Below are 11,774 nucleotides of genomic sequence, written 5' to 3'. Positions count from 1 at the left end.
GAAAGGGTGGCCCCTACGAGGCCACCCCTCCTGACGAGCCCTTCCACCGGATGGGTGGCCTGCGGGTCACTACACGTTGAAGCGGAACTCCACCACGTCGCCGTCGCGCATCACGTAGTCCTTGCCTTCGATGCGGGCCTTGCCTTGGGCGCGGGCTTCGGTGATGGAGCCGGTGGTGATCAGGTCGTCGTACGAGATGACCTCGGCCTTGATGAAGCCCTTCTGGAAGTCCGTGTGGATCACACCGGCCGCCTCGGGGGCCGTGGCGCCCTTGGGGATCGTCCAGGCGCGGGCTTCCTTGGGGCCGGCCGTCAGGTAGGTCTGGAGGCCCAGGGTCTCGAAGCCGACGCGGGCCAGGGTGGCCAGGCCGGGTTCCTGCTGGCCCACCGACTGGAGGAGCTCCAGGGCGTCCTCCTCGGAGAGCTCGGCGAGGTCCGCCTCCAGCTTGGCGTTCAGGAAGACCGCCTCGGCCGGGGCGACCAGGGCGCGCTGTTCGTCCTTGAAGACGTCGTCGACCAGCTCGTCCTCGTCGACGTTGAAGACGTAGAGGAACGGCTTGACCGTCAGCAGGTGCAGCTCGTGCAGCGGCTCGGCACGCTCGGTGCCCTGGGCGATGCCGGCCGAGAAGAGGGTGCGGCCGTCCTCCAGGATGGCCTTGGCCTCCTCGACGGCCTTGACCACCGGCAGCCGGTCCTTCTTGATCCGGGCCTCCTTCTGGAGGCGCGGGAGGACCTTCTCCACCGTCTGGAGGTCGGCCAAAATCAGCTCGGTGTCGATCGTCTCGATGTCGCTCTTCGGGGAGACCTTGCCGTCGACGTGGACGACGTTCTCGTCCTTGAAGGCGCGGATCACCTGGCAGATGGCGTCCGACTCGCGGATGTTCGCCAGGAACTTGTTGCCCAGGCCCTCGCCCTCGCTGGCGCCCCGGACGATGCCGGCGATGTCCACGAAGTCCACCGTGGCCGGCAGCCGGCGCTGGGAGCCGAAGACCTTGGCGAGCTCGTCCAGCCGCGGGTCCGGGACGCCCACCACGCCGATGTTCGGCTCGATGGTGGCGAACGGATAGTTGGCCGCCAGCACGTCGTTCTTGGTCAGGGCGTTGAACAGGGTCGACTTGCCGACATTCGGCAGACCGACGATTCCGATCGTGAGCGACACGTGACGACTTCCCGTAGCGAGGAGAAACGAAGCGGTCCTCAGTCTACGGGCGCCCGCATGCGGCCGTACGAGCCTGTGGGCGCACAGTCATATGGAACGTCAAGCGTGTCCATACCCGCCCGGCCCCCGTCCGGCGGCTTACTTTGGATCCGTGGACTACAGTACGCACACAACCGAACACCCTCGGCCATATCCCGCCGTGGTGCGGACGAGTGTGCCCCGGCCCGCCGGACAGGCGGCGGTGCGGGGGCGCCCGCGGACGCGCCCGGTGCCGCCCGTGCTGGTGGCGCTCTCCCGACTCCCCCGTCCCCGGCTGACCGGCCTCGGCTGCGGGGTGCTCGCCACCGTCGTCATGGTCGGCGCCGCCTGGCTGTGCGAGCCGATGGGCGGGGCTCCCACGCTGTACGGGGTGCTGTTCATCCTGGCCTGCACCGCCGCCGCGCTGTGGGTGCGGCCCGCCGATCTGATCTGTGCCCCGGTGGCGGCCCCCATCGCCTTCGCGGTGGGCCTGGTCACCACGCTGGGGCCGATGGCGGCCGTCACCGAGCTGGCGCTGCGGGCTCCGTGGCTGTTCGGCGGGACGGCCACCGCCGCCGGTCTGGCGCTGCTGCGCGGGATCGGGGTGGCGGTGGGCCGGATCCGACGGCGGCGGCGCCGGGCCGCCGCCGTACGGCACTGACTCAGCCGGCGACCTTCGCGGCGGCCTCGGCGCGCAGGTCCCGGCGCAGTTCCTTGGGGAGCGAGAACTGGATGTGCTCCTCGGTGGGCTGCACCAGTTCCACGTCCGCGTAGCCCCGCTCGGCCAGCCACTCCAGCACGCCCTCGACCAGGACCTCGGGCACCGAGGCGCCGGAGGACAGGCCCACGGTGGTGACGCCGGTCAGCCACGCCTCGTCGATCTCCGAGGCGTTGTCGACCAGGTGGGCGCGCTCGGCGCCGGCGCCGAGGGCGACCTCGACCATGCGGACGGAGTTGGAGGAGTTCTTCGAGCCGACCACCAGGACCAGCTCGGAGTCGGCCGCCACCTGCTTGATGGCGAGCTGGCGGTTCTGCGTGGCGTAGCAGATGTCGTCGCTCGGCGGGCTGAGCAGGTTGGGGAAGCGCCCCTTGAGCGCGTCCACGGTCTCCATGGTCTCGTCGACCGACAGGGTGGTCTGGGAGAGCCACACCACCCGGTCCGGGTCGGGCACCTCAACCTTGGCCGCGTCGGCGGGGCCGTCCACCAGGGTGATGTGGTCGGGGGCCTCGCCGCTGGTGCCGATGACCTCCTCGTGGCCCTCGTGGCCGATGAGCAGGATCTGGTAGTTCTCCTTGGCGAACCGGACCGCTTCCTTGTGCACCTTGGTGACCAGCGGGCAGGTGGCGTCGATGGTGGCGAGCTTGCCGCGCTCGGCCTCGCGGTGCACTTCGGGGGCGACCCCGTGCGCGGAGAAGATGACGATGGAGCCCTCGGGCACCTCGGCCGTCTCCTCGACGAAGATGGCGCCCTTGCGTTCCAGCGTCTTGACCACGTGCTTGTTGTGGACGATCTCGTGCCGGACGTATATCGGGGCGCCGTACTGTTCGAGAGCCGCTTCCACGGCGAGGACGGCGCGGTCCACGCCCGCGCAGTAGCCCCGGGGGGCGGCGAGCAGGACGCGGCGGGCGGGCTCGGCGGTGCCGGAGAGTGCTGGGTCGGCCATGTCCCCCATCGTACGGGGACGGCACGGGGCGGCGGCCGGTGCGGGCGGGCCGCGGGCGGCGGGGCGGGCGTTGTCGGTGGGCGGCGCTAGCGTTGCGGGCATGGCGGTACAGACGACGGCGGAAGCGCCGATGCCGGTCGGCGAGGTGTCCCGGCTGATCGGTCAGTGGATCGACCGGCTGGGCGCGGTCTGGGTGGAGGGGCAGATCACCCAGATCTCGCGCCGTCCGGGGGCGGGCGTGGTGTTCCTCACGTTGCGCGACCCGTCCCAGGACATCTCTTTGACGGTCACCTGTTTCCGGGCCGTGTTCGATCGCGTGGCGGAGGTGGTCGGCGAGGGCGCGCGGGTGGTGGTGTTCGGCAAGCCGGAGTGGTACGCCCCGCGCGGGCAGTTGTCGCTGCGGGCCACGGATCTGCGGGCGGTGGGGGTCGGGGAGCTGCTGGCCCGGATCGAGGCGTTGAAGAAGTCGCTGGCGGCGGAGGGGCTGTTCGCGCCGGAGCGCAAGCGCCGGCTGCCGTTCCTGCCGGGGTGCGTGGGCCTGGTCACCGGGCGCGCGTCGGCGGCGGAGCGGGATGTGCTGCAGAACGCGAAGCTGCGCTGGCCGGCGGTGCGGTTCGCGGTGCGCAACGTGGCGGTGCAGGGGGTGCACGCCGTGCCGCAGGTCATCGAGGCGGTGCGGGAGCTGGACGCCGACCCCGAGGTCGAGGTGATCATCGTGGCGCGCGGCGGGGGCAGCGTGGAGGATCTGCTGCCGTTCTCGGACGAGCGGCTGGTGCGGGCGGTGGCGGCGGCCGGGACGCCGGTGGTGTCGGCGATCGGCCACGAGCCGGACTCCCCGCTGCTTGATCTGGTGGCGGATCTGCGGGCGTCCACGCCCACCGACGCCGCCAAGCGGACGGTGCCCGATGTGGGCGAGGAGCAGTCCCGGGTGCGGCAGTTGCGCGAGCGCGGCCGGTGGGTGCTGGAGACGTTCCTGGACCGGGAGGAGCGCGGGCTGGCGGCGGCGGTGAGCCGGCCGGTGCTGGCGGAGCCGGGGCGGATGATCGCCGGGCGGGCGGAGGAGGTCGACGCGCTGGTGGCCAGGGCGCGGCGCACGCTGGGGCATCTGCTGGAGCGCGCGGAGGCGGATCTGACGCACACCAGGGCCCGGGTGGTGGCGCTGTCCCCGGCGGCGACGCTGCGGCGGGGCTACGCGGTGCTCCAGCGGGCGGACGGTTCGGCGGTACGGGACGCCGGCCGGGTGGCGTCCGGTGAGCGGCTGCGGGCCAGGGTGGCCGAGGGGGCGTTCTCGGTGACGGTCGACGAGCGGGGCGAGGGGCAGGAGGCGGAACGGTGACGGACGGCGGATCTAAGGTGGCGGACATGGCAGAACCGGACACGGACGACGCGGCGCTCAGCTATGAGCAGGCGCGGGACGAGCTGATCGATGTGGTGCGCCGGCTGGAGGCGGGTGGCGTGACCCTGGAGGAGTCCCTGGCGCTGTGGGAGCGCGGCGAGGAGCTGGCGAAGGTCTGCGCCGGGCGGCTGGCGGGTGCCCGGGCGCGGCTGGACCAGGCGCTGAAGGAGGAAGCGGAGGCGGAGGCCGGCGACGGCGGGGAATAGCGCGCGGACGCGTCGGGGTTGGCGCGGCGGGGAAGCCTCCCCGCGTCCCGGCGCCGACCGGTGCCGGGCGTCCGCGTACCCGATGAAAGGCCCTGTCCCGATGACGCTCGCCCTCGACCCCGCCGCGCAGGATCTGCTGTTCCGCGAGGCGCACACCGCGCACACCTTCACCGACGAGCCGGTGAGCGAGGCGCAGATGCGGGCCGTGTACGACCTGATCAAGCTGGCGCCGACCGCGTTCAACCAGTCGCCGCTGCGGGTCACCCTGCTGCGGTCGCGCGAGGCCAGGGAGCGGTTGCTGCCGCTGATGTCGCGGGGCAACCGGGACAAAACCGGCAGCGCGCCGCTGACCGCGCTCCTGTCGGCGGATGTGGATTTCCACGAGAAGCTGCCGAAGCTGCTGCCCGCGCTGCCGGACCTGAAGGACGGCATGTACGCCGAGGAGGCGGTGCGTGAGCGGTCCGGCAGCTTCAACGCCACGCTCCAGGCCGGTTACTTCCTGCTCGGGGTGCGGGCCGCGGGTCTCGCGGCCGGTCCGATGAGCGGTTTCGACGCGGAGGGCGTCAACAAGGAGTTCTTCGGGGACGGCCGGCAGAAGGTCCTGCTGGTGGTGAACATCGGCCGGCCGGGGCCCGACGCGTTCCGGCCGCGCAATCCGCGGCTGGAGTACGCGGAGGCCGTCACGGTGCTGTGACGGGCCGCAGGGCCTCGGCGAACTCGGTCAGCCGTTCGCGGGGGGCGGTGCCGGCGACCACGGCGGTCGCCTCGTCGCCCGCCAGGACGAGCGCGTTGTAGGGGGTGCCCTCGTACCAGGTCCACTCCCGGCCGCCCAGGGTGATGCTCTCGCCGGTGTCCTCGGCGCCCTGGGTGGCGCCGGGGATGACGGTGGCCGGGTCGCCGTCGGCCTGGACCAGGCCGGCGAACTCGTTGTCCGGGTCGGTGAAGCCGAGCTTCCAGGTGGCGCCGAGCGGGTCGGTGGCCCGGTAGCGCACCGAGGTGGCGCGCCACTCCTCGGAGAGTCCTTCGGGGACCAGCAGTTCGTACGGCGCGGCGCGGGCGGCCAGGTCGGCCTCGGTCTGGTACCCGATCTCCTTGACGGGGTCGGCGCCCGCGTCGCGGCCGGGGGCGAGCAGGTAGAGGCCGAAGGACACGGCGGTGATCACGGCCATGGACAGCACCATGTCGCGGACGGACTTCAGCTTCGACCGCTTGGGGGGCGGCGGGGCCGTCGGCTGGGTGTCCCCGGTCTCCCCGGCCTGCTCGGCCGGCTGGCTCTTCTCGGTCACGTCGCTCGACACGCCCCCCATCGTCCCGTATGCGGGTGGCGCGCTCGAAACCACCCCCGGAATCGCTCATCAGATGGGCACTCTGCTCAGTTGTACGAATTCCGGCTAAAGTCATGGACACCCTCCCCCAGCGGCCGAGCCGCGCAGAAAGGTGCGTTCCGATGGCTGACCATCATCTTCCGCCTCCCCTCGAAGTGGCTCCCGAGGCGCCCGACCGCAACCTCGCCCTGGAGCTGGTCCGGGTCACCGAGGCCGGCGCGATGGCCTCGGGCCGCTGGGTCGGCCGGGGTGACAAGAACGGCGCGGACGACGCCGCCGTCAAGGCCATGCGGACGCTCGTCTCCACCGTCTCGATGAACGGCGTGGTCGTCATCGGCGAGGGCGAGAAGGACGAGGCCCCGATGCTGTTCAACGGCGAGCGGGTGGGGGACGGCACCGGTCCCGAGTGCGATGTGGCCGTCGATCCGGTGGACGGGACGACGCTGACCGCCAAGGGCATGGGCAACGCGGTGTCGGTGCTGGCGGTGGCCGAGCGGGGCGCGATGTTCGATCCGAGCGCCGTGTTCTACATGGACAAGCTGGCGACCGGCCCGGAGGCAGCCGAGTTCGTGGACATCGAGGCACCGCCCGCCGTGAACGTGCGCCGGGTCGCCAAGGCCAAGGGCGGCGCGCCCGGCGATGTGACGGTGGTCATCCTGGACCGGCCGCGCCACGACGGACTGGTGCGGGAGGTCCGGGAGGCCGGCGCCCGGGTGAAGCTGATCTCGGACGGCGATGTGGCCGGCGCCATCATGAGTGTGCGCGAGGGCACCGGGGCGGATCTGCTGCTGGGCATCGGCGGCACGCCCGAGGGCATCATCGCGGCCTGCGCCATCACCTGTCTGGGCGGGACCATCCAGGGCAAGCTGTGGCCCAAGGACGAGGCGGAGCGGCGCGCGGCCCTGGACGCGGGGCACGACCTGGACCGGGTGCTGCACACGGGTGATCTGGTGCGCGGCGAGAACGTGTTCTTCGTGGCCACCGGCATCACGGACGGCGAGTTGCTGCGCGGGGTGCGCTACAGCGCCGAGACCGCCACCACCCAGTCCCTGGTGATGCGTTCGCGCTCGGGCACGATCCGGCAGATCGATTCCACGCACCGGCTGTCCAAGCTGCGGGCGTACAGCGCGGTGGACTTCGACCGGGGGAAGTGACGGCGTACGGCCCAGGACTCCGGGGCCGGCCCGCGCACGGGTGCGGGCCGGCCTGCGGGTGGCGGCGGGGCGCCCGGCCGGGAGGGGGCCGGTCAGGCGACCCGGGTGCTGCCGCTTCCGCTGGTGGCCTCGCGGCGGCGGCGCCGGCTGAGCACGACGCGGCGCTCGGCGGCGGTCAGCCCGCCCCACACCCCGTACGGCTCGGGCTGGAGCAGGGCGTGCTCGCGGCACTCCAGCAGCACGGGGCAGCGGGCGCAGACCGCCTTGGCGGCCTGCTCGCGTGAGAGCCGGGCCGCGGTGGGCTCCTGGGAGGGGGCGAAGAAGAGTCCTGCCTCATCCCGCCGGCACGCTGCCTCGGAGTGCCACGGGCCCGCCAGGTCTCTCGAACTGCGCTGAGCCGGGACGGCAGGTGACCACTGGGACTCTTGGGGCGGTGACGATTGCAGCACAGTCAAACTCCTGACGACGGCTACCGGGGGTCGCTCATGGCTGGCTAAGAGACCCTCACCCGGACCGGACAGGTCCCCATCTGGATGGAGATGCCTTTCCCACCTCGCGCGGCCAAACGAGTGACGGTCCCCCGAGCCCTACCCGCTGTACGCGGGCTTATGCACGGAGCGACCACTCGGGCGGTCGTATCAGTCACATCCGCCGGATATATCAGGCATTCCGCAGATTCCGGACGGTCTTGCCCGGCACCGGGCGGGCTTCGACCGAGCCGAAGACGGCCGCCCCCTTGACCATGATCACCGGCGCCGACGGGTCGCCCGAGACCATCTCGACGACCTCGAAACTGCCGAGCACGCCGGTGCCGCCGGTCCGCACCGTGACGTTTTCCGGGACCTTGATCTCCACGCTGCCGAACACGGCGGTGGCGTCGATGGTCACGTACTGCTGGTCGAAGATCGCCTCGGTCAGGTCGAGTTCGACGCTGCCGAAGACGGCGGAGGCCACCGTGCGCAGCCCGAGCCGCCACCGCCCGTGCCGGTTGGCGGAGCTGAAGACGGCGACCACGCTGCGCGGCCCCTGGGGCACCGGCGCGACGGGCCCGGGCTGCGGCGGCGGAGCGGGCGCCGCCGGGCGCTGCCCGGCCGGCAGATCCCGGATCAGCGGCTCCAGTTCGCCCAGGGTCTTGGCCCGGTAGACGGACTCGATGCGCTCGGCGTGCTCCTCCGCGTCGAGCCGGCCCTCGGCCAGCGCCTCGCGCAGGATGTCCGCGATCCGGTCCCGGTCGGCGTCCGAGGCGCGTACGGGATCCGGCGCGGTGTGCGGTACGGGGGCCGGTGCGGCCGGCTTGGCGAGCGGCACGGCGGGAGGCTTTTCGGCAGTCACCCCGCCAGGCTACCGATTCGCGATACATCGCGACCACCCCCTTGCCATAAAGTGCTATCAGATTGCTAAAGTTCGACCGTGGCCGCACCGGCCACCACACACCGGACGGGGAGACCATGACCAGCGGAACCGAACTCCACATCGACACACCCGACATGCCCGAACCCCGGGTCAGGGAGACGGCGGCACACAGCATCCCCGGCGGCCTCGCCCTGCTGCTCACCTTCCTGGGCACCCTCGCCGGCGCCGGCGTCACCGCCGTCGGCGCGGTGCTCGCCGGGAACGACTCGGTCGCCGCCGGAGTGCTGCTCATCATCGGCGGCGGACTGGTCTTCCTCGTCTCGCTCTTCATGATGAGCGGCCTCAACATGGTCGCCCCCGGCGAGGCCCGCGTGGTGCAGTTCTTCGGCCGCTACTCCGGCACCATCCGCAAGGACGGGCTGCGCTGGGTCAACCCGCTGACCACCCGCGTCAAGATATCCACCCGGGTCCGCAACCACGAGACGGCCGTCCTCAAGGTCAACGACGCCCACGGCAACCCGATCGAGCTGGCCGGGGTCATCGTCTGGAAGGTCGAGGACACCGCGCAGGCCAGCTTCGAGGTGGACGACTTCGTGGAGTTCGTGTCCACCCAGACCGAGTCCGCGCTGCGCCACATCGCCATCGAGTACCCCTACGACGCGCACGGCGAGGACGAACTGTCACTGCGCGAGGACGCCGAGGAGATCACCGAGAAGCTGGCCGTCGAGCTGACCGCCCGGGTGCAGGCCGCCGGGGTGCGGATCATCGAGGCCCGCTTCACCCACCTCGCCTACGCCCCCGAGATCGCCTCCGCGATGCTCCAGCGCCAGCAGGCCGGCGCGGTCGTCGCCGCCCGGCAGACCATCGTGGACGGCGCCTGCGGCATGGTGGAGAGCGCTCTCGCCCGCATCACCGAGTCCCAGATGGTCGAGCTGGACGAGGAGCGCAAGGCCGCCATGGTCTCCAACCTGCTGGTCGTGCTGTGCGGCAACCACACCCCGCAGCCCGTACTGAACACCGGGTCGCTGTACCAGTGACGGACCCCGCCGAGCGCCCCGCCCGGCCGGCCCGCAAGCAGGTGCTGCTCCGGCTCGATCCCGCCGTGCACGACGCGCTCGCCCGCTGGGCCGCCGACGAACTGCGCAGCACCAACGCGCAGATCGACTATCTGCTGCGCCAGGCCCTGCGGGACGCCGGGCGGCTGCCGGGCACCGCCAGGCCGCACCCGCGGCGCGGCCGGCCGCCACGGCGCAGCCGCGGCGAGCCGGACGCGGACGGCCCGCCGCCGGCTACGGACGGCTGATCCGGACCGGCAGCGGGCGCAACGCCCGGCGCAGCGCGCGTGCCAGGGTCTCGAACTCGGCCGCGCGCGCCGTCCCGGTACGCGTCACCAGCGCTATCCGCCGGGTCGGCGCCGGGTCCGCGAAGAACCCGGTGGCCAGCTCCTCGCTGCGCGCCGTCTCCACCTTCAGGGCGGTGCGCGGCAGCAGCGTCACCCCGAGGCCGCCGGCCACCAGCTGCACCAGCGTGGAGAGCCCGGCCGCGCTGGCCGCCATGGTGGCCCCCGCCTCGCGGCCCGCCTCCTGGCAGATCTCCAGCGCCTGGTCGCGCAGGCAGTGCCCCTCGTCCAGCAGGATCAGCTCCAGGTCGCGCAGCGCCGCCCGGGGGATGTCGCGCCGCCCGGCCAGCGGGTGGCCGTGCGGCAGGACGAGCGCGAAGTCCTCGTCGTACAGCGGCAGCTCGGTGAGACCGGGGTGGCCGAGCGGCACGGCCAGCAGCAGCGCGTCCAGCCGGCCGCCGGCCAGGCCCTCCAGCAGTTCGGCGGTGCGCTCCTCGTGCACCCGGGGCTCCAGGGCCGGGAACTCCTCGCGGATCAGCCGCAGCACGGTGGGCAGCAGATACGGCGCGCAGGTGGGGATCACGCCCAGCCGCAGCAGTCCGGTGAACGGCGCCCGGGCGGCCTCGGCCTCCTCCACCAGCTCCCGTACCGTGTCCAGGACGCAGCGGGCCCGCACCGCGAGCCGTTCACCGGCCGGGGAGAGCATGACCTTGCGGGTGGTGCGCTCCAACAGGGTGATGTCGAGGGTCTCTTCGAGTGCGGCGACGGCGCCGGACAGCGCGGGCTGACTCATCCCGATGGCGGCGGCCGCCTCCCGGAAGTGCAGATGCTCCGCGACCGCGGCGAACGCCCTCAGCTGCGCGAATGTGGGCTGTCGTGCCATGCCCGCGGGCCCCGTCGTACCGGCCACTGATAACTACCTCCGATTAATCACGACGAGTCTAGCTATTTCTGAGATCAATGGCCGATATGGCAGCGTAGTGCCCGCCAGGACCACCGGGAACCCCCCGGCAGCCCCGGCAGCAACCCTCGGCACCACAAGCACAAGGAGATCGCGTTGCTCACCGTCGGCGACAAGTTCCCCGAGTACGACCTCACCGCCTGCGTCAGCCTCGACGCCGAGAGCGCCTTCGCTCAGATCGACCACAAGACCTACGAGGGCAAGTGGCGGGTCGTGTTCTTCTGGCCCAAGGACTTCACCTTCGTCTGCCCGACCGAGATCGCCGCCTTCGGTCAGCTGGAGGAGGAGTTCGCGGACCGCGACGCGCAGATCCTCGGTGTCTCCGGTGACTCCGAGTTCGTGCACCACGCCTGGCGCAAGGACCACGCCGACCTGCGCGACCTGCCCTTCCCCATGCTCGCCGACTCCAAGCACGAGCTGATGCGCGCCGCCGGTGTGCAGGGCGAGGACGGCTTCGCGCAGCGGGCCGTCTTCATCATCGACCCCAACAACGAGATCCAGTTCACCATGGTGACCGCCGGCTCCGTCGGCCGTAACCCCAAGGAGGTCCTGCGGGTGCTGGACGCCCTGCAGACCGACGAGCTGTGCCCCTGCAACTGGACCAAGGGCGAGAACACCCTCGACCCGGTCGCGCTCCTCGCGGGTGCGTGAGGCGGACCCCATGGCCCTCGACGACCTGAAGGCGTCCGTTCCGGCGTACGCCAAGGACCTCAAGCTGAACCTCGGCTCGGTCATAGGCAACTCGCCGCTGCCCGAGCAGCAGCTGTGGGGCACCGTACTCGCCTGCGCCATCGCCTCCCGCTCCCCGATCGTCCTGCGCGAGCTGGAGCCCGAGGCGCGCAAGCACCTCTCGGACGAGGCGTACACCGCCGCCAAGTCCGCCGCCGCGATCATGGCGATGAACAACGTCTTCTACCGCACCCGCCACCTGCTGAGCGACCCGGAGTACGGCACCCTGCGCGCCGGCCTGCGGATGAACGTCATCGGCAACCCGGGCGTGGAGAAGACCGACTTCGAGCTGTGGTCCCTCGCCGTCTCCGCCATCAACGGCTGCGGCCAGTGCCTCGACTCGCACGAGCAGGTGCTGCGCAAGGCCGGCGTCGACCGCGAGACGATCCAGGAGGCGTTCAAGATCGCCGCCGTCGTCCAGGCGGTCGGCACCACCCTGGACGCGGAGGCCACGCTCGCCTGAGCGCGCCC

At 72.0% G+C, this 11,774-nt stretch carries 15 protein-coding genes; 9 read left to right on the top strand and 6 right to left on the bottom strand.

Going from position 1 to position 11,774, the window contains the following annotated elements; all coding sequences use genetic code 11:
- Nucleotides 1-69: 69 nt before the first annotated feature.
- Entirely contained in the window at nt 70-1,158 is a 1,089-nt protein-coding gene (gene ychF, locus BM385_RS15460) for a redox-regulated ATPase YchF (RefSeq protein ID WP_019434846.1), read from the bottom strand.
- A gap of 268 nt (nt 1,159-1,426) precedes the next feature.
- On the opposite strand from ychF, the gene BM385_RS15455 reads away from it, so the two are divergent.
- The gene (locus BM385_RS15455) at nt 1,427-1,837 is read left to right on the top strand and encodes a DUF6542 domain-containing protein (protein ID WP_019434845.1); all 411 of its coding nucleotides are present in this window, start codon (nt 1,427-1,429) and stop codon (nt 1,835-1,837) included.
- Nucleotide 1,838: 1 nt separating this feature from the next.
- Here the strand turns inward: BM385_RS15455 and BM385_RS15450 are convergent, their stop codons facing one another.
- The gene (locus BM385_RS15450; protein ID WP_374314223.1) at nt 1,839-2,849 is read right to left on the bottom strand and encodes a 4-hydroxy-3-methylbut-2-enyl diphosphate reductase; all 1,011 of its coding nucleotides are present in this window, start codon (nt 2,847-2,849) and stop codon (nt 1,839-1,841) included.
- Between the two features lie 91 nt (nt 2,850-2,940).
- On the opposite strand from BM385_RS15450, the gene xseA reads away from it, so the two are divergent.
- The 3 genes from xseA (at nt 2,941) to BM385_RS15435 (ending at nt 5,136) form a co-directional block, all read left to right on the top strand.
- Nucleotides 2,941-4,176 carry an exodeoxyribonuclease VII large subunit gene (xseA, locus tag BM385_RS15445; RefSeq protein ID WP_026047605.1) on the top strand — a complete coding sequence of 412 codons (1,236 nt, stop codon included), beginning with the start codon at nt 2,941-2,943 and terminating at the stop codon, nt 4,174-4,176.
- Nucleotides 4,177-4,202: 26 nt separating this feature from the next.
- Complete coding sequence (locus tag BM385_RS15440; protein WP_037756298.1) at nt 4,203-4,442, top strand: exodeoxyribonuclease VII small subunit; 240 nt, start codon at nt 4,203-4,205, stop codon at nt 4,440-4,442.
- A 100-nt stretch (nt 4,443-4,542) separates the two neighbouring features.
- The gene (locus BM385_RS15435) at nt 4,543-5,136 is read left to right on the top strand and encodes a malonic semialdehyde reductase (protein ID WP_019434841.1); all 594 of its coding nucleotides are present in this window, start codon (nt 4,543-4,545) and stop codon (nt 5,134-5,136) included.
- Here the strand turns inward: BM385_RS15435 and BM385_RS15430 are convergent.
- The gene (locus BM385_RS15430) at nt 5,123-5,740 is read right to left on the bottom strand and encodes a DUF4245 domain-containing protein (RefSeq protein ID WP_175543003.1); all 618 of its coding nucleotides are present in this window, start codon (nt 5,738-5,740) and stop codon (nt 5,123-5,125) included. The genes BM385_RS15435 and BM385_RS15430 overlap by 14 nt on opposite strands.
- A 149-nt stretch (nt 5,741-5,889) precedes the next feature.
- Here BM385_RS15430 and glpX point away from each other — a divergent pair, with 149 nt between their 5' ends.
- Nucleotides 5,890-6,921, top strand: coding sequence for a class II fructose-bisphosphatase (glpX, locus tag BM385_RS15425; RefSeq protein WP_026047603.1), 1,032 nt, complete (start codon nt 5,890-5,892; stop codon nt 6,919-6,921).
- A gap of 92 nt (nt 6,922-7,013) precedes the next feature.
- Here glpX and BM385_RS15420 read toward each other — a convergent pair whose 3' ends face one another.
- Together BM385_RS15420 and BM385_RS15415 are read right to left on the bottom strand one after the other, a co-directional pair.
- Entirely contained in the window at nt 7,014-7,370 is a 357-nt protein-coding gene (locus BM385_RS15420; RefSeq protein ID WP_019434838.1) for a WhiB family transcriptional regulator, read from the bottom strand.
- Nucleotides 7,371-7,581: 211 nt separating this feature from the next.
- Nucleotides 7,582-8,253, bottom strand: a complete 672-nt coding sequence (locus tag BM385_RS15415) for a DUF1707 SHOCT-like domain-containing protein (protein ID WP_093843390.1) — start codon at nt 8,251-8,253, stop codon at nt 7,582-7,584.
- Between the two features lie 116 nt (nt 8,254-8,369).
- On the opposite strand from BM385_RS15415, the gene BM385_RS15410 reads away from it, so the two are divergent.
- Both BM385_RS15410 and BM385_RS15405 read left to right on the top strand, forming a co-directional pair.
- Complete coding sequence (locus BM385_RS15410) at nt 8,370-9,311, top strand: SPFH domain-containing protein (protein WP_019434836.1); 942 nt, start codon at nt 8,370-8,372, stop codon at nt 9,309-9,311.
- Entirely contained in the window at nt 9,308-9,577 is a 270-nt protein-coding gene (locus tag BM385_RS15405; protein WP_019434835.1) for a type II toxin-antitoxin system antitoxin, read from the top strand. The genes BM385_RS15410 and BM385_RS15405 overlap by 4 nt, the downstream gene beginning before the upstream one ends.
- Here BM385_RS15405 and BM385_RS15400 read toward each other — a convergent pair.
- Complete coding sequence (locus BM385_RS15400) at nt 9,564-10,496, bottom strand: hydrogen peroxide-inducible genes activator (protein ID WP_093843389.1); 933 nt, start codon at nt 10,494-10,496, stop codon at nt 9,564-9,566. The two genes, BM385_RS15405 and BM385_RS15400, sit on opposite strands and share 14 nt — an antisense overlap.
- A 174-nt stretch (nt 10,497-10,670) precedes the next feature.
- Here BM385_RS15400 and BM385_RS15395 point away from each other — a divergent pair, with 174 nt between their 5' ends.
- Nucleotides 10,671-11,225 (top strand): peroxiredoxin, encoded by a 555-nt coding sequence (locus tag BM385_RS15395; protein WP_019434833.1) that lies wholly within the window; start codon nt 10,671-10,673, stop codon nt 11,223-11,225.
- A gap of 10 nt (nt 11,226-11,235) precedes the next feature.
- On the top strand, nt 11,236-11,766 hold the full coding sequence (locus BM385_RS15390; protein ID WP_019434832.1) for an alkyl hydroperoxide reductase: 531 nt from the start codon (nt 11,236-11,238) through the stop codon (nt 11,764-11,766).
- The last annotated feature ends 8 nt before the right edge of the window (nt 11,767-11,774 follow it).

Source organism: Streptomyces harbinensis (genome assembly GCF_900116145.1).
Classification (GTDB): Bacteria; Actinomycetota; Actinomycetes; order Streptomycetales; family Streptomycetaceae; genus Streptomyces; species Streptomyces carpaticus.
Note: the sequence above shows the minus strand (reverse complement) of the source record. Positions and strands in the feature narration are given on the sequence as shown.